Origin of the sequence: Dietzia sp. CH92, assembly GCF_032248695.1 — a bacterium.
Taxonomy (GTDB): Bacteria; Actinomycetota; Actinomycetes; order Mycobacteriales; family Mycobacteriaceae; genus Dietzia.
This window is the reverse complement of the sequence record NZ_JAVHXC010000008.1, coordinates 1-16,296: the sequence shown is the minus strand read 5'-3', so window position 1 is coordinate 16,296 and position 16,296 is coordinate 1. Positions and strand designations below refer to the sequence as shown.

The window sequence follows — 16,296 nt, the reverse complement described above, 5'->3', positions numbered from 1 at the left end:
GGCCGGGGCCGACCGCTCAGCCTCGCGATCGACGCGCCAGGACCGCTCCGGCCAGCACCACGAGGCCGGCCGCACCGAGCGCCAGCCACGGCCCGTGGCGCCCGAGCACCGACCCGCCCACGGCGCCGGTGTCCGGACGGTCGGCCGAACCCAGCGGCCCTGCGGCGAGCCGGGCGGTCGCGTCGTCACCCGCGTCCTGGTCGCCGGATTCCAGCGCCCCCACCGACCCGTCGGTCGCGAACGCCGCGTCGAGCAGTGCGGCCGCTTGCTGCCACGGGGCCGCGGGCACGCGGGTGCCGTCGAGGAGCACCACCGCCAGGCGCCGCCCGTCCCGCTCGGCCGCGCCGATGTACGTGTGGCGGGCGTCGTCGGTGAACCCCGTCTTGCCGCCGATGGCACCCGGGTAGTTGTAGAGGAGCAGGTTGTCGTTGCCCACCACGAACCCGGGGTTGACGGTGACCCCGTCCGGGCGGATGACCGGGCCGGTGTTCGGCGGCGCATCGGCGGGATCGGGCGGCCCCGCGCCCTCGCCCGCGGGGTAACCAGGGAAGCCGGTGGACTGCGTGGCGACGATGTCGGCGAAGGCCGGCCGCGTCATCGCGTCGCGGAAGATCAGCGACATGTCGTAGGCGCTCGACATCATGCCGGGCCCGTCGAGTCCGTTCACGGTGGCCGCGTAGGTGCTGCGCGCCCCGATCCGGGCGGCGTGGGTGTTCATCGCCTCGAGTGTGGCCTCGATCCCGCCCATCTGGTGCGCGAGCACCACGGCCGCGTCGTTGCCCGACGACATGAGCAGCCCGCTGAGCAGTCGTGTGACGGAGTACGCGCCGCCCGGGCCGACGCCCACGAGGCTGCCCTCGGCACCCTGCAGGTCCGCGTCCGTGACGTGGACGATCCGATCCGGGTCGAGCGTGTCGATCGCGACGGTCGCGAGCAGCGTCTTGATGAGGCTGGCGGGGCGATAGCGGCCGTGTGGGTCGCGGGCGGCCACGATCTCGCCGGTGTCGAGGTCGGAGATCATCCACGCGCTCGCGGTGATGTCGCGGGGCGTCGCGAAGTCGTCGGGGGCCACCACGTCGCAGCCGGCGAGCGCGTCCCCGCCGGGCGGGGTCTCGGGAACCGGGGGAGGGGCGGGCACGGTCTGCCCGGGTAGCGGGACCTCGGACTCGTCGACCGGTGCGGGTGGGGTGGTGCGGTGGGGGCAGCCGGTGATGTCGCGTGGGGTGTCGAAGTACGACGACGACGTGGTCGACGGCAACACGGCCGCCGGCGGCGCCTCCGTGAGCGGGAGGTCCGGCTCGGGCTCGACGGCTGTCGCGGCACCGGCGGTGGTGAGGGGCGTCAGCGCGACGAGGGCGGCGATCGCGAGGCCGGCGGCGCGGTGCGCGGGCCGTCGTCGGGTGCTGGTCACGGGTCCGGATTCTATGACCGGCCGGGACGTTCGGGCGCCGGACCCGCCGAGGGCCGGGCGCCGGACCCGCCGAGGGCCGGGCGCCGGACCCGCCGAGGGCCGGGCGCCGGACCCGCCGAGGGTCGGGCCCCTGGGCCGGTGAGGCGGACGCACCTGCCCCGCAGCCGCCCCCGGGGATGGCGTCTCGCTCGCGAGCGTGCGACAGCCGCCTCTCGCCATGGCGTCTCGCGCGCGCAGCGGTACGCGCCGGACGCCATCGCCAGAGGCGGCTGTGGGAGGCAGGGCCAGCCGCGGGCGGGGGCAGCGGCGTGGGAGGCAGGGCCAGCCGCGGGCGGGGGCAGCTGCGCAGCGGCGCGGGAGGCAGGGCCAGCCGCGGGCGGTTCAGCCGCGGGCGGGCCAACCGGAAAAGCGGTGGGGCCGCACCCTCCGACGTGGAGGATGCGGCCCCGGCACCCGGCGGCGTCTGGGACGCCCCGCGTGGAGATGGTCAGCGGGCGAACAGCAGCGCGCGCTTGACCTCCTGGATCGCCTGCGTGACCTGGATGCCGCGGGGGCACGCGTCGGTGCAGTTGAAGGTGGTGCGGCAGCGCCACACGCCCTCGGCGTCGTTGAGGATCTCCAGACGCTCGGCGGCGCCCTCGTCACGGGAGTCGAAGATGAACCGGTGCGCGTTGACGATCGCCGCCGGCCCGAAGTACGACCCGTCGGCCCAGAACACCGGGCAGGAGGTCGTGCAGCAGGCGCAGAGGATGCACTTGGTGGTGTCGTCGAAGCGGGCGCGGTCGGTCTGCGACTGGATGCGCTCGGCGGTCGGCTGGTTGCCGGACGTGATGAGGTACGGCATGACGTCGCGGTACGACTTGAAGAACGGCTCCATGTCGACGTACAGATCCTTCTCCACCGGCAGCCCGCGCAGCGGGGCGACCGTGATGGTGATGGACTTGCCGTCCTTGGGGAGCATGTCCTTCATGAGGACCTTGCACGCCAGGCGGTTGACGCCGTTGATGAGCATGGCGTCGGAGCCGCAGATGCCGTGCGCGCACGACCGGCGGAAGGCCAGCGACCCGTCGATGTAGTTCTTGACGTACATCAGCAGGTTGAGCAGACGGTCCGACGGCAGGGCCGGGACCTCGTACTCCTTCCAGCCCGCCGAGTCCGGATCCTCCGGGTTGAACCGGGCGATCTTCAGCGTGACCATGGTCGAGCCCGGCGGCACCGGACGCTCGGGATCCTTGCCGTCCGTGGCTCTGGTGGTGTCGACTGCGGTGGTCATCAGTACTTACGCTCCATCGGCTCGTAGCGGGTCTGCACAACCGGCTTCCAGTCCAGCCGGATCTCCGAGAGGAGGTCGAGACCGTCCTCCTTGTAGGCCATCGTGTGCTTCATGTACTCGGCGTCGTCGCGCTCGGGGAAGTCCTCGCGGGAATGGCCGCCGCGGGACTCCTTGCGGTTGAGGGCACCCACGACGGTGACCTCCGCGAGCTCGAGGAGGAAGCCGAGCTCGACGGCCTCCAGGAGCTCGGTGTTGAAGCGCTTGCCCTTGTCGCTCACGGTGACGTCGGCGTAGCGCTTCTTCAGGGCCCGCAGCTCGTCGCGGGCCTCGGTGAGGGACTGCTCGTTGCGGAACACCGACGCCTTGTCGTCCATCATCGCCTGCATCTCGCTGCGGATGTCGGCCGCGTTCTCGGTGCCGTGCGGGGCGAGCATGCGCTCCATCCACTCGCTGACCATCTTCTCCGGCTCCCCGGGGAGCTCGACGAAGTCATGGGTTGCAGCGTACTCCGCGGCGGCGATGCCGGCGCGGCGGCCGAAGACGTTGATGTCCAGCAGCGAGTTGGTGCCCAGGCGGTTGGAGCCGTGGACCGACACGCAGGCGCACTCGCCGGCGGCGTACAGGCCGGGGACCACGTCGTCGTTGTTGCGCAGCACCTCGCCCTTGACGTTGGTCGGGATGCCGCCCATGACGTAGTGGCACGTCGGGAACACGGGCACGAGCTCGGTCACCGGGTCCACACCGAGGTAGGTGCGGGAGAACTCGGTGATGTCGGGGAGCTTCTCCTCGAGGACGTCCTCACCGAGGTGGGTCACGTCGATGTAGACGTAGTCCTTGTCCGGGCCGGCGCCGCGACCCTCGCGGACCTCGAGGACCATCGAGCGGGCCACGATGTCGCGGGGCGCGAGGTCCTTGATGGTGGGGGCGTAGCGCTCCATGAACCGCTCGCCGTCGGCGTTGCGCAGGATGCCGCCCTCACCGCGGACGGCCTCGGAGATGAGGATGCCCAGGCCGGCGAGGCCGGTCGGGTGGAATTGGTGGAACTCCATGTCCTCCAGGGGCAGGCCCTTGCGGAAGACCACGGCCATGCCGTCACCGGTGAGGGTGTGGGCGTTGGAGGTGGTCTTGTACATGCGGCCCGAGCCGCCCGTCGCGAAGACGGTGGCCTTGGAGTGGAAGACGTGCAGGTCGCCGGACGCCAGCTCGTAGGCGACGCAGCCGGTGGCGACGGGGCCCTGCGGGGTCTCCGTGAGGCACAGGTCGAGGACGTAGAACTCGTTGAAGAACTCGACCTTGTGCTTGACGCAGTTCTGGTAGAGCGTCTGCAGGATCATGTGACCGGTGCGGTCGGCCGCGTAGCAGGCCCGGCGCACGGGCGCCTTGCCGTGGTCACGGGTGTGGCCACCGAAGCGGCGCTGGTCGATCTTGCCCTCGGGCGTGCGGTTGAACGGCAGGCCCATGTTCTCCAGGTCGATGACGGCGGTGATGGCCTCCTTGGCCATGATCTCCGCGGCGTCCTGGTCGACGAGGTAGTCGCCGCCCTTGACCGTGTCGAAGGTGTGCCACTCCCAGTTGTCCTCCTCGACGTTCGCGAGGGCGGCGCACATGCCGCCCTGGGCGGCACCGGTGTGGGAGCGGGTGGGGTAGAGCTTGGTGAGGACCGCGGTACGGGTGCGCGGGCCCGCCTCGATGGCCGCGCGCATACCTGCGCCGCCGGCCCCGACGATCACTACGTCGTACTGGTGCTGGTGGACCTGACGATCGGTCATGGGTTACTCAGTGCTCGCTTTCGAAGAATGGGGAGTCCGCAGCCGGCGATCAGATGTCGTAGGCGAGGCCGAAGATGGCGTAGGTGCCCAGGACCAGGGTGAGGACGGTCGCGGCGAGGAGGATCGAGTTGAGCCAGAACCGGGTCGAGTCCTTGCGCGAGTAGTCGGCGATCACGGTGCGGACACCGTTGGCACCGTGGAGCATCGCCAGCCAGAGCATGAGGATGTCCCAGATGGCCCAGAACGGGCTCTGCCAGCGATCGGCCACGTAGGCCCAGTCGATGCGGTGGACACCCTCGTCGATCATGAGGCCGACCGTGAGGTGGCCGAGCGTGAGGAAGACCAGCGCCACACCGGAGAAGCGCATGAAGATCCACGCGCTGCGCTCGAAGTTGAACCGCGAGCGCACGCGGGGCGAGCGGGGCTGTGCCAGCGAGGCGGGCCGGTCGTAGGACGTCTGGAGAACAGGTGCGTCTGCCATGGTGATCGTTCTCCTTAGAGGTGCTCGAAGAGGAGGAAGAGGAGGCGGGCCGTCGCGGCGGCGAAGACCACGACCCAGATCGCGAGGATCGTCCACAGCATCTGGCGCTGGTACTTCGCGCCCTTCGACCAGAAGTCCACCAGGACGATGCGCAGGCCGTTGAGCGCGTGGAACAGCACGAGCGCCACGAGGCCGATCTCCATCAGCCCGACGATCGGCGTCTTGTACGTGTCGATGACCGCGTTGTAGCTCTCCGGGCTCACCGTCACGAGCGCGGTGTCGAGGACGTGCACGAAGAGGAAGAAGAAGATCGCGACGCCGGAGATCCGGTGGGCGACCCATGACCACATCCCCGGGTCACCCTTGTAGAGGTTGAGCTTCTTTGAGGGGGCCGGACGCGCCGGCGCCTGCGCAGTACTCATGGGCTTGTCGTGCCTCCGAATCGTCTGGGCCTGATGCCATCGGCGCGCGTTCCGGCCCGAGAGCACAGCGGGCGCCTACTAGGACTTTAGACCTGAGATCTGCCTGACGAAAACCAGGGTGGGTACCGTGGTCCGGGCGGGTTCTCCCAGTTAGGGGACCCTAAACGAAGTTACCGAAGGGTAGATCGACGTGACGGATGACGAAACCGCAGCACAACGCCGCGCACTTGTCGACACCCTCACCGAGGCGGCACTGGCGGCCGCCCGGGGTGCCTACCGGCCCTACTCCGGGCTGGGGGTGGGGGCCGCCGCCCTGGCCGGGCCCCCGGACGGTCGGCGGGCCGGCAGCGGGACCCCGGAGCAGGAGGTCAGCGCACCCGCCGGCCACCCGGACGGGCGGGTCCGGGTCGTCGTCGGGTGCAACGTGGAGAACGCCTCCTACGGACTGACCCTCTGCGCCGAGTGCTCGCTCGTCTCCGACCTCCACCGAACCGGGGGCGGGCGACTGCTCGAGCTCGTCGTCGTCACCCACACGGGAGACCCCCTCGCCCCGTGCGGGCGCTGCCGACAACTCCTCCACGAACACGGCGGCCCCGACCTGGTCGTCCACACCGCGCGCGGCGCGGTGCCGCTCGGCGACCTCCTGCCCGACGCCTTCGGCCCGGGGGACCTGGCGTGAGCGCGGGGGTGGACGCCGTGCGGATCATCGAGGCCAAGAGGGACGGGAGGGAGCTCGACGACGACGAGATCGACTGGGTCGTCGACGGGTTCACCCGCGGGGTCGTGGCGCCGGAGCAGATGTCCGCGTTGGCGATGGCGATCTACTTCCGCGGCATGACAGAGCGCGAGATCTCCCGCTGGACCTCCGCCATGGTGCGCTCGGGGTCCCGGCTGGACCTGGCCACCGTGACCCGCGGCGACACGGTGGTGCCGACCGTCGACAAACACTCCACCGGCGGGGTCGGCGACGCGATCACCCTCGTGCTCACGCCGCTGCTCGCCACCTTCGACGTCGCCGTGCCGCAGCTGTCCGGCCGCGGCCTCGGCCACACCGGCGGCACCCTCGACAAGCTCGAGTCGATCCCCGGGTGGCGGGCCGACCTCGACACCGCCGCCATGCGGGAGACCCTGGGCCGCACGGGGGCCGTGATCTGCGCCGCCGGAGCGGACCTCGCGCCCGCCGACCGCGCGCTCTACGCCCTGCGCGACGTCACCGGGACCGTGGCGTCGATCCCCATGATCGCGGCGTCGATCATGAGCAAGAAGATCGCCGAGGGCACGAGCGCGCTGGTGCTCGACGTCAAGTACGGGTCGGGGGCGTTCCTGCCGGACCCGGCGGACGCCCGCGAGCTGGCGCGGGTGATGGTGGGGATCGGGACCGCGGCGGGAGTGCGGACGAGGGCGCTGATCACCGCGAACCACACCCCGCTCGGCCGCGCCGTGGGCAACGCCCTCGAGGTGGCCGAGTGTCTGGAGATCCTCGCCGGCGGCGGCCCCGGGGACATGATCGACCTGACCTGCGAGCTGGCGCGCGAGGCGCTGGCCGCCGTCGGGATCGTCGACGCGGTTCCGCGGGCCCGGCTGTCGGACGGCCGGGCGATGGACGCGTACCGCGCGATGATCACCGCGCAGGGCGGCGATCCGGCCGCCCCGCTGCCGCGCGCCGCCCACGTCGAGGAGCTGCGGGCCCCGGCGTCGGGCCGGCTCCGGTGGGACGCGCTCGGGGTGGGTCGCGCGTCCTGGCTGTCCGGGGCGGGGCGCACCCGCCCCGGCGAGGCGGTCGATCCGGCGGCCGGAGTACTGCTCCGTTGCGTCGAGGGGGAGCAGGTCCGCGCCGGAGACGTGGTGGCCACCGTCCACGCCGGCGACGAGCGGCGACTGCCCGGCGCGGTCGCCACGCTGGCGGCGGCGCTGGAGGTCGGCCCGGCGGTCACGGGCCGTGGCCCGGCGGGCGCCGTGCTCGAGCGGCTCGCGGACTGAGCGGCCGCCCCCGCGCCGCCCACGCGTCGTCCCCGCGCCGCCCCGCCCCGGCGCCGCGGTCAGGCGAGGTCGGGCGTGGTGACGAGCTTCTCGACGTCGTCGACGAGGTCGCGCCATTCGGTCGCCTCGTCGTCGAACGGCGCGGTGGGCTCGAGCAGCTTCGTGTCGTCCGGGTTGAGCACGTAGTGCAGGAAGCGGCGGAGCGACGAACCGCGGCCCGTGACCGACGCCTCGAGATCGGCGTCGCCCACGTAGTTGGCGAGATCGGTGACCAGCTCCACGGCCAGGCCGAGCTGGTCGGCGTCGACCATGTCGGGGCCCACCTCGATGTCGCGGTCGAGCCCCGCGAGCACGTAGGCGTTGTCGTCGGTGACGTGGACGTCCAGACTGCCGTCGGTGGCGGCGATCTTGACCCGCTCGTAGGTCGCGACCCGGCTGAGCGTGGCGTCGTCGTTGTCCGCGAGGAAGCGGCCCAGGCCCCGGGCGCTGGTGAACACGTACACCTGGTCGCCGTCGCCGAGGAACACCGGCCGGTCACCGAGGTAGCAGCGCAGGCTGAGGAATTCCTGGTCGGCGAACACGATCTTGATGGGGTCGATGCCGACGCTCTCCCACAGCGAGCCCTCGGGGTAGCCGGTGGGTGCGGGCTCGGGCTCGGGTTCCGGCTCGGGCAGCGCGGCCTCGGCGGTCTCGAGGTCGCGGCGGGCCCGCTCGACCTCGTCACGGTCGAGCGCGGGCGTGGCGATCACGTCCTGGATGGCGTCGAGGACGTCGTCCCAGCCCTTGGCGACGGTCTTACGGATGGACTTCCACAGCTTGAGCCCGTCGCGGCCGTAGAACTCGTCCATCCCGTGCGTGACGGAGGCCAGCACCGGGTTGCCGTTGAAGAACTTGGTGACGGTCTCGAGCTCGCACACCTCGCCGATCGAGCGGGCGATCGCGAAGGACTGGTCGATCTCGTCGACCGACGCCTCGGTGGGGTTCTCGCCGAGCAGTTCGAGGACGCCCACCAGGTCGTAGCAGTTCTCGTCCGCGGCGCGGAAGTCCAGGACGTCGGACTTCTCGAACCGGTCCCACGACGGGTGGTCCTGCAGGTCGTGTTCGGCGCCGCTGCGCACCAGGGCCAGGAGTTCGGCCGTCGAGTCGAACGCGTAGAGGTCCTCGCCCAGTCCGAGGAACGCCTCCCAGTCGTCGTTGTCCTCCCGCCAACTGGGTGCCCAGAGGGTCGTGACGTCTCCCTCCGGGAGACCGAGCTCGATCGGGACGATGTCCTTGGCCATGCTGGTCAGCATATCCACGCCCGGTCAGCCGGTGCCACGGCCCGCCGCGGTGGCGTCAGGGTGCGCGCGGGACGCCTCCTCGGCGGCGCGTCGGCGGCCGCTCACCGCCAGTGCCACCGAGCCCGAGACGAGTTCCGCGCGGCGCGCGTTGGCCTGCTCGACGGCTCCCGCGGTGGCCTCGAGGATCGACGCCGAGACGGTGTCCGAACCGTGTCGGCGAAGGCCGGGCGCGAGGACGAGGTCCACGACGGCGCCCCCGGAGTCCGCGGTGGCGGTGGCGAGCCGGTCCCCGCTGGTGGCGACCACACGCAGCGTCTCCAGCTGATCGTGCGCGGACTCCCATTCGGCCGCGATGCCGCGGAGCCGGTCGAGGAACGCCTCCACGTCCAGCCCGCCGGCGCTCACCGGACTCCCTCCCTCACCTCGTCGTCGTCCCACTCCCGATCCCCCGCGGCGTCCTCGCCGACCGTGCCGTCCCCGTCCTCGTCGGCGAGGCGTTCGAGCAGTTCCCGCGCGTCGCCCGCGGCGGCGGTGAGGGCGCGCAGGACCGCCCGCGCGACCTCCGCGGACGGGCGGTCGAGAAGGTCGGTCGGCAGCGCGAGGCCCACCGGCACGCCGTCGGTGCCGACCTCCGCGACCACTCCGGTCCCGGGGTCGGTGCGACGGCAGGTCTCGCGGGGCATCCGGGTCATCCGCCGGTCGGGCGGTAGAAACCGTGGAAGGACATGCCCATATTGTCGGTGCGCAGGCCCGATACCGCCACGGGGTCCCCGGCCTCCACGATCTGGCCGTTGCCGATGTACATGGCGACGTGGCCGTCCCACACGAGCAGGTCTCCGGGCATGAGGTCCTGCGCCGACACCTGGACGCCGACCCCCTGCTCCTGGGCGAGTCGGGGGATCTCCACCCCGGCGTCCCGATAGGCCCACTGCGTGAGACCGCTGCAGTCGAGGCCCTGGCCCGGGGTGGTGCCGCCCCACACGTACGGCACGCCCTGCTGGCTGAGCGCGTTGCGCACCGCCCCGGCCGCGTGCTCGTTGGGCGCGGTGACCACGGAGCCGTCGGGGAGCGTGACCTCGGTCCCGCCGCCGATCACGCCGGAGCCCGCGTCGCCGAACGCCACCGACGACCCGCCGTCGTACGACGCGCTGACCGCGTCACCGCCCCCGCCGTACGACGCGGCGACCGCGCCGGCACTGGCGCCCCCGCCGTACGACGCGGCGACCGCGCCGGCACCGCCCGCGCCGCCCGCGCCGCCCGCGCCGCCCGCAGCCGGCCCGGCGCCCGTGTACGCGATGGGCGTGGCGCTGACAGCCCCTCCGGTACTGCTGTCGGCGGTGAGGCCGCCGGGCATGCGCGGGGCCGGCGGGATCCCGGCGGCGATCGCCCGCATCTCGGCCGTCGGCACCCGGAGTTCGTTCTGTACCCGCTCGGCCACCTGGATGCCGCGGCCGAGGTGCTCCACGGCCAGGCCGAGCAGGGCGGCCTGGCCGGCCGGGGTCACCAGCGCCGGCCCGAGGGCGGCGGCGCGCGCGAGGAACTGCTGGACGATGCCGATCACCTCGACGGTGCCGCGGACCACGATGTCCGCCGCGACCGCCGTGACCCGGGCGATGTCGGCGGCGGACTCGCCCAGCGCGCCCATGGTCCGCCCCACCTCGGCGATCGAGTGGGCAGCACCGAGCGAGGCGAGCGAGTTCCACGACTCCGACAGCAGCCGCTCGAGGGGCGGGCCCATCTGCTGGGCCACCTCCAGCCCGTCGCTGACCGGGCGCATGAGGTCGCGGGCCTCGTCGGGGACGAACTCCTCGGCCGAGAGCAGGTCGAGGATCTGCCTGATGGGGCCCACGTAGGCCAACGCGTCGGCGATCACCGGATCACACCCGCCTCTCGGTCATGTCGGGCCCCGCGGACCGGGCCGCCGCCACACCGCCGGAGCCCGCGGCGCCGATCGCGTCCGCCACACCGGAGCCCGCGGCGCCGATCGCGTCCGCCCCCGCGGCGTCGGCCCCCTCGAACAGTCGACCGGTGGAGAGCACCAGTTCGCCGGCGGCGTCGGTCACCCGGACGAGGCCGGCCAGGACCTCGCGATGCCGCGAGGTGGCGGCGAGCAGTGCGGACATGAAGTCGGCGCCGACCGGCCCCACAACGGGAGCGACCGCGTCGATCGGCACCGCGTCCACCGCCTCCAGCGCGCCGCCCAGCGTGTCGGCGAGGGTCGTCAGACCCGCGCCCAGCTCCCGCAGACCGTCGACATCGACGTCGATCGCCCCGTCCGTCATGACATCGCCCCCTTCATCCCTCACTTCTGTCCCGTCACAGGGTTCGACGCGCAGGGGAGGCGATCCGGTTCCACCCGATCCGCGATTTGTCCGGTGTGGAATCCTGACGGGCATGGACATCATCGTCGTGGACCACCCGCTCGTCGGGGACCGACTCCGGACCCTTCGTGACTCCGCCACCGACACGGCCGGGTTCAGGGCCGCGATGGACGCGCTCGGGACCATGCTCTGTTACGAGGCGTTCCGCTCGATCCCGACGACGCAGGTCCCGGTGACCACCCCCATCGTCGAGACGACGGGCGTGGCCGTGGACGGGGTGCCGCTGATCGTGCCGGTCCTGCGTGCGGGCCTGGGGCTGCTGGACCCGGCCACACGGCTGCTGCCCGGGGCGCAGGTCGGGTTCATCGGCCTGGCCCGCGACGAGGAGAGCCACGAGCCGGTGTCGTACCTGTGCTCGCTGCCCGAGGATCTCGCCGGACGCCACGTCGTGGTGCTCGACCCGATGCTCGCCACCGGCGGGTCCCTGGTCTCGACGCTGGAGACGCTCACGGCTCGCGGCGCGACCGGCCTGACCGTGGTGTGCGTCCTGTGCGCGCCGGAGGGGATCGAGGCCGTCCGCGAGTCGGGCCTGGCGGCGACGCTGGTCACCGCGACGATCGACGAGCGGCTGGACGAGAACGCCTTCATCGTCCCCGGCCTGGGCGACGCGGGCGACCGCCTCTTCGGCCCTCGCTGACCGCGCCCTACGGGTCGGTCGCGGCCCGGGCGACGGCGTCGGCGACCGCCTCGCCCAGCGCGCTGAGCCGGGTGTCGGCGTCGTGCCGGTCGGCCGGTGAGGGCCGGGGCCCGGTCCACGCCTCCGTGTAGGTCTTGAGCAGGGGCTCGGTGCCGGACGGCCGGATGATCGCGCGGGCGCCGTCGACGTCCACGCGCACGCCCGCGGTGCCGTCGAGCGCGCGGACCTCTCCGACCGGCGCGAGCAGCGAGGCCGCCCGGTCCAGCAGGGCCGCCGGGTCCGTGCCGCCGGCCAGGGGCAGGGGGACGTTGCGGCGGACGTGCGCCCCGAACTCCTCGGCGAGCGCGTCGAGCCGCGCGGGGACGGGGGCGCCGCCGGAGCCGACCATCGCGCACCACGCGGCGGCCGCGGCGATCCCGTCCTTGTCGGCCACGACGTCCGGCAGCACACAGTGCCCGATGGCCTCCTCGTAGGCGTAGCGCAGTGGGGCGCCGGCGCGGACGAGCCACTTGAACCCGGTGAGGGTCTCCACGTGGCGACCGCCGCGCGCGGGGACGAGCAGGGACGGCAGCCGCGAGGACACGATCGTCGACGCCACGAGCGGGGCCTCCGCTCCCGTGCCGCCGCGCGCGCCGGGGAGGGGGTCGCGCAGCAGGTGCTCGGCCAGTACCGCGCCGGTCTCGTCGCCGTCGAGCATGCGCCACCGCCCGTCGGCGTCCGCACAGCCCACGGCGCAGCGGTCGGCGTCGGGGTCCAGGGCGATCGCCACGTCGGCGTCGATCCGCGCCGCGAGGTGCCGCAGGCGCGCGGTGGTCCCGGGTTTCTCCGGGTTCGGCGAGGCGACGGTGGGGAAGTCGGGGTCGGGGGCGGCCTGGTCGGCGACCATCGTCACCTCGGTCACGCCGATCCCGGCCAGGACGCGGACGCAGAGATCGCCGCCGACCCCGTGGACGGGGGTCAGGGCCACGCGGGGCGGCCGGGCGGGCCGGGGCAGGGCCGCGACGACGGAGGCCACGTAGTCGTCGACGAGTCGGGGGTCCACCGTCACCTCGCCGCCGGCCGCCGTGGACGCGTCGACCCCGTCGCGCGCCGCGGCGCGCAGGTGTCGCTCGATGTCGGTGTCGGTGGGCGGGACGATCTGCGCGCCGCCGCGGCCGTAGACCTTGATGCCGTTGTCGCCCGCCGGGTTGTGGGAGGCGGTGACCATGAGCCCGGCGGCGGCGTCGCGGGCGCGGACCGCCGCGGCGATGACCGGGGTGGGCACGGGGGCTCCGGGGACGACGACGACAAGGTCGTGCGCCGCCAGCACCGCAGCCGCGACGTCGACGAATCGGGCCGATCCGTGCCGGGCGTCCCCGCCCACGATGACCAGCGACCGGGATGGTTCACGTTCCCGCAGGTGGCGGGCGACGGCGGTGGCGACGAGGGCGACGGTCCGGTCGTTCATCTCGTCGGGCCCGGGGCCGAGGGGCGCGCGGACGCCGGCGGTGCCGAAGGTCAGGGTCACGTCGGTGCTCCCGTGCTGTTCTCGTGGGTGGCGTCCGGGCCTCCGGGCGCGGTGGTCAGGACCGGGCGACGGCGGGCACGAGTGTGCGCAGGGCCCCGGTGAGGCGGGCGGACCCGGCGGCGCCGGCGGCCAGGACCTCGGCGTGGTCGAGCGGCTGGCCGGTGACGCCGGCGGCGAGGTTGGTCACCAGGGACACGGCCACCACGTCCAGCCCCAGGGCGCGGGCGGCGATGGTCTCGGGCACCGTCGACATGCCCACGAGGTCGGCGCCGAGGGTGCGCAGCATGTGGATCTCGGCGGGGGTCTCGTACTGGGGGCCGGGCATGGCGGCGTAGACGCCCTCGGCGGGGCGCGCGTCGGCGGCGGCGACCGCGTCGGCGGCCGCGGCGCGCAGGCGCGGGGAGTAGGCGTCCACCAGGTCCACGAACAGGGGCCCGGTCAGGGGTGAGCGCCCGGTGAGGTTGAGGTGGTCGCGGAGGAGCACGAGGTCCCCGACGGCCATGTCGTCGCGCAGACCGCCGGCGGCGTTGGTGAGCACCAGGGCGCGTGCCCCGGTGGCGGCCGCGACGTGGGCGGGGTGCACGACCGGGTCGGGGGCCGTCCCCTCGTAGAGGTGGGTGCGGCCGGCGACGGACAGCAGCGGCACACCGTCGACCAGGCAGCTGGTCACGGTCCCGCGGTGGCCGGCGGCGGTGGGGGTGACGAAACCCGGCAGGTCCGCGGCCGCCAGGGTCACCGCCGTGCCCGGGTCGGCGAGCCCGGTGACGACCTCGGACCAACCCGAGCCCAGCACGAGGGCGATGTCGTGGTGGTCGCGGCCGCTGGCCTCGGCGATCCGGGCGGCGGCGTCGCGGGCGTCGGGGGTGGGGGAGAGCAGGGGGGCCATGGGCGGGTCAGGCGCCCGGGCCGACGTTGCGCGATTCGCGGGTCCGCAACTCGTGGACGTACTGGTCGGGGGCCCCCGCGCACTCGGCCGCGTCGGCGAGCAGGCCGAGGTACCGGGCCGACGGCAGGCCGCCCTCGAAGGCGTCCATGACGTACAGCCAGGCCAGCACGGTGTCGTCGGTGCCGGTGGGGGTGGTGTCCACGGCGAACTCGGACTCCTGGGCGTCCACCGGGGGCCCGTCGGGCACGGTGGGCCGGCGGGTCACGCGGACCCGGATCTTGCGGGCGGGCATCTCGTCGGTGCCCTCCCAGCGGTCCAGGGCGCGCACGTCCTCCTCGGGGACGTCGTAGAGCACCACGAACACCCTCGACCCCTGGTCCGGCACGACCGTGGCGACGGCGCCCTCCCAGGTGGGGTCGTCCCCGGCGAAGGTCAGGCGCCAACCGTCCACCCACCCGGTCCCGGCGAAGGGGGAGTGCGGCGCGCGGGTGTTCATCTGATCGGGATGCATGTTGGTCCCGTACGCGGCATAGAGAGGCACGGCCACAACCCTAGTCCCTGGGGGCGGTGTCGGGCCCGACGTCCTCGGCCCCGACCGGGCCGGTCGACTACCGTGTACGACGGACGTGACGCGGTCCGCCACAGCGGGCCGGGGCGCCCGGCCCTTACCCCTGTGAGCCGTGGAGGACATGTGACGCAACGCATCATCATCATCGGCGGCGGACCCGCCGGCTACGAGGCGGCGCTGGTCGCCGCCCAGTACGGTGCGGACGTCACGATCGTCGACTCGGACGGCATCGGGGGCAACTGTGTGCTCAGCGACTGTGTGCCGTCCAAGACGTTCATCGCCACCACGGGCGTGCGGACGGATATGCGTCGCGCCGAGGAGATGGGTGTCCAGGCGCACTTCGATCCCACCGCGTACAAGCTGGGGCAGGTCAACGGGCGGGTCAAGTCGCTGGCTCGTGCCCAGTCGGCGGACATCCGCGCGCAGCTGCAGCGCGAGGGCGTGCGGCTGCTGTCCGGGTGGGCCCGCCTGCACGATTCGCAGCCGGGTATGGCCTCGCACCGGGTGGCCGTGACCTTCGAGAACGGCCAGGAGAAGATCTTCGACGCCGACGTGGTGCTCATGGCCACCGGCTCCAGCCCGCGGGTGCTGCGGGGCGCCGAGCCCGACGGTGAGCGGATCCTCAACTGGCGTCAGCTCTACGACCTCACCGAGCTGCCCACCCACCTGGTCGTCATCGGTTCCGGTGTCACGGGCGCTGAGTTCGTCTCGGCGTTCACCGAGATGGGCGTCAAGGTCACCATGGTCTCCAGCCGCGACCGCGTGCTGCCGCACGAGGACGCCGACGCCGCCCTGGTGCTGGAGGAGGCGTTGAGCGAGCGTGGCGTGTCGCTGGTCAAGCACGCGCGTGCCGACGCGGTCGAGCATTTCGAGGACGGCATCATCGTGCGCCTCGGCGACGGCCGCACGGTGAAGGGCTCGCACGCCCTCATCTGCGTGGGTTCGGTACCCAACACCGAGGGCCTGGGCCTGGAGAACGCCGGCGTCGAGCTGCAGCCCAGTGGCCACATCAAGGTCGACCGCGTCTCGCGCACCACCGCGCCGGGCATCTACGCCGGTGGCGACTGCACGGATCTGTTCCCGCTGGCCTCGGTGGCCGCCATGCAGGGGCGCATCGCGATGTACCACGCGCTCGGTGAGGGCGTGAACCCCATCAAGCTGCGGACCGTCGCCTCGGCCGTGTTCACCCGCCCGGAGATCGCCACGGTCGGCATCTCGCACGCGCAGATCGAGAGCGGCGAGGTCCCGGCCCGCGTCGAGGTGATGCCGCTGGCCGGCAACCCGCGCGCCAAGATGCGCAGCCTGCGCCGCGGTTTCGTCAAGCTCTTCTGCCGCCCGGCGTCCGGCGTGGTGATCGGCGGTGTGGTCGTGGCGCCCACGGCCTCCGAGCTGATCCTGCCGGTCTCGGTGGCGGTGCGGAACCAGCTCACGGTGGGTGACCTCGCGGGCTCGTTCTCGGTGTACCCGTCCATGACGGGCACGATCACCGAGGCGGCCCGCCAGCTCATGCGCCACGACGACCTGGACTGAGCGCTCACGCGCGACCAGCCCCGGCGGTGGCGCCCGCTCGCCCGGCTCGACCAGCCCCGGCGGCCCCGCGCCTGCTCGCCCGGCGCCCCATCGACCAGCCTCGGCCCCGGCGGGCAGTTGACCGGCCTGGTGGCCGCGGCGGGCAGATGGCCAGCGCGAGTCGCCTGACTT

At 73.2% G+C, this 16,296-nt stretch carries 17 protein-coding genes; 4 read left to right on the top strand and 13 right to left on the bottom strand.

Annotation, left to right across the window (positions count from 1 at the left end):
- Positions 1 to 16: 16 nt before the first annotated feature.
- The 5 genes from RWK90_RS15190 to sdhC form a co-directional block, all read right to left on the bottom strand.
- Positions 17 to 1,411: a serine hydrolase gene (locus RWK90_RS15190; RefSeq protein ID WP_314038461.1), complete on the bottom strand. Its 1,395-nt coding sequence runs from the start codon at positions 1,409 to 1,411 to the stop codon at positions 17 to 19.
- Positions 1,412 to 1,898: 487 nt separating this feature from the next.
- Positions 1,899 to 2,684, bottom strand: a complete 786-nt coding sequence (locus RWK90_RS15185; RefSeq protein ID WP_314038460.1) for a succinate dehydrogenase iron-sulfur subunit — start codon at positions 2,682 to 2,684, stop codon at positions 1,899 to 1,901.
- Positions 2,684 to 4,453, bottom strand: a complete 1,770-nt coding sequence (gene sdhA / locus RWK90_RS15180; protein ID WP_314038459.1) for a succinate dehydrogenase flavoprotein subunit — start codon at positions 4,451 to 4,453, stop codon at positions 2,684 to 2,686. Before sdhA ends, RWK90_RS15185 begins: the two co-directional genes overlap by 1 nt.
- 49 nt (positions 4,454 to 4,502) lie before the next feature.
- A complete protein-coding gene (locus RWK90_RS15175; protein ID WP_314038458.1) occupies positions 4,503 to 4,934 on the bottom strand; it encodes a succinate dehydrogenase hydrophobic membrane anchor subunit in 432 nt (143 codons plus the stop codon).
- A gap of 14 nt (positions 4,935 to 4,948) precedes the next feature.
- A complete protein-coding gene (gene sdhC / locus RWK90_RS15170) occupies positions 4,949 to 5,356 on the bottom strand; it encodes a succinate dehydrogenase, cytochrome b556 subunit (RefSeq protein WP_314038457.1) in 408 nt (135 codons plus the stop codon).
- A 190-nt stretch (positions 5,357 to 5,546) separates the two neighbouring features.
- On the opposite strand from sdhC, the gene RWK90_RS15165 reads away from it, so the two are divergent.
- Positions 5,547 to 6,035: a cytidine deaminase gene (locus tag RWK90_RS15165; RefSeq protein ID WP_314038456.1), complete on the top strand. Its 489-nt coding sequence runs from the start codon at positions 5,547 to 5,549 to the stop codon at positions 6,033 to 6,035.
- Positions 6,032 to 7,336, top strand: coding sequence for a thymidine phosphorylase (locus tag RWK90_RS15160; protein WP_314038455.1), 1,305 nt, complete (start codon positions 6,032 to 6,034; stop codon positions 7,334 to 7,336). Before RWK90_RS15165 ends, RWK90_RS15160 begins: the two co-directional genes overlap by 4 nt.
- A gap of 59 nt (positions 7,337 to 7,395) precedes the next feature.
- Here the strand turns inward: RWK90_RS15160 and RWK90_RS15155 are convergent, their stop codons facing one another.
- From RWK90_RS15155 to RWK90_RS15135, 5 genes are read right to left on the bottom strand one after another with little or no spacing between them, the layout of a single operon-like run.
- Positions 7,396 to 8,616 (bottom strand): primosomal protein, encoded by a 1,221-nt coding sequence (locus RWK90_RS15155; RefSeq protein ID WP_314038454.1) that lies wholly within the window; start codon positions 8,614 to 8,616, stop codon positions 7,396 to 7,398.
- A 24-nt stretch (positions 8,617 to 8,640) separates the two neighbouring features.
- Complete coding sequence (locus tag RWK90_RS15150) at positions 8,641 to 9,021, bottom strand: YbaB/EbfC family nucleoid-associated protein (RefSeq protein ID WP_314038453.1); 381 nt, start codon at positions 9,019 to 9,021, stop codon at positions 8,641 to 8,643.
- Positions 9,018 to 9,299, bottom strand: coding sequence for a hypothetical protein (locus RWK90_RS15145; RefSeq protein WP_314038452.1), 282 nt, complete (start codon positions 9,297 to 9,299; stop codon positions 9,018 to 9,020). The genes RWK90_RS15150 and RWK90_RS15145 overlap by 4 nt, the downstream gene beginning before the upstream one ends.
- Before the next feature lie 5 nt (positions 9,300 to 9,304).
- Positions 9,305 to 10,489: a C40 family peptidase gene (locus RWK90_RS15140; protein ID WP_314038451.1), complete on the bottom strand. Its 1,185-nt coding sequence runs from the start codon at positions 10,487 to 10,489 to the stop codon at positions 9,305 to 9,307.
- Positions 10,490 to 10,493: 4 nt separating this feature from the next.
- Positions 10,494 to 10,898: a type VII secretion target gene (locus RWK90_RS15135; RefSeq protein WP_314038450.1), complete on the bottom strand. Its 405-nt coding sequence runs from the start codon at positions 10,896 to 10,898 to the stop codon at positions 10,494 to 10,496.
- Positions 10,899 to 11,010: 112 nt separating this feature from the next.
- On the opposite strand from RWK90_RS15135, the gene upp reads away from it, so the two are divergent.
- Positions 11,011 to 11,634 carry a uracil phosphoribosyltransferase gene (gene upp / locus RWK90_RS15130; protein WP_314038449.1) on the top strand — a complete coding sequence of 208 codons (624 nt, stop codon included), beginning with the start codon at positions 11,011 to 11,013 and terminating at the stop codon, positions 11,632 to 11,634.
- Positions 11,635 to 11,641: 7 nt separating this feature from the next.
- Here upp and RWK90_RS15125 read toward each other — a convergent pair whose 3' ends face one another.
- The 3 genes from RWK90_RS15125 to RWK90_RS15115 are packed head-to-tail and all read right to left on the bottom strand — an operon-like array spanning position 11,642 to position 14,568.
- Positions 11,642 to 13,141 carry a phospho-sugar mutase gene (locus tag RWK90_RS15125; RefSeq protein ID WP_314038448.1) on the bottom strand — a complete coding sequence of 500 codons (1,500 nt, stop codon included), beginning with the start codon at positions 13,139 to 13,141 and terminating at the stop codon, positions 11,642 to 11,644.
- Between the two features lie 55 nt (positions 13,142 to 13,196).
- Positions 13,197 to 14,027 carry a purine-nucleoside phosphorylase gene (locus RWK90_RS15120; RefSeq protein ID WP_314038447.1) on the bottom strand — a complete coding sequence of 277 codons (831 nt, stop codon included), beginning with the start codon at positions 14,025 to 14,027 and terminating at the stop codon, positions 13,197 to 13,199.
- A gap of 7 nt (positions 14,028 to 14,034) precedes the next feature.
- Positions 14,035 to 14,568, bottom strand: a complete 534-nt coding sequence (locus tag RWK90_RS15115; protein ID WP_314038446.1) for a gamma-glutamylcyclotransferase family protein — start codon at positions 14,566 to 14,568, stop codon at positions 14,035 to 14,037.
- 150 nt (positions 14,569 to 14,718) lie between these two features.
- On the opposite strand from RWK90_RS15115, the gene RWK90_RS15110 reads away from it, so the two are divergent.
- Entirely contained in the window at positions 14,719 to 16,125 is a 1,407-nt protein-coding gene (locus tag RWK90_RS15110; RefSeq protein WP_314038445.1) for an NAD(P)H-quinone dehydrogenase, read from the top strand.
- Positions 16,126 to 16,296: the final 171 nt, after the last annotated feature.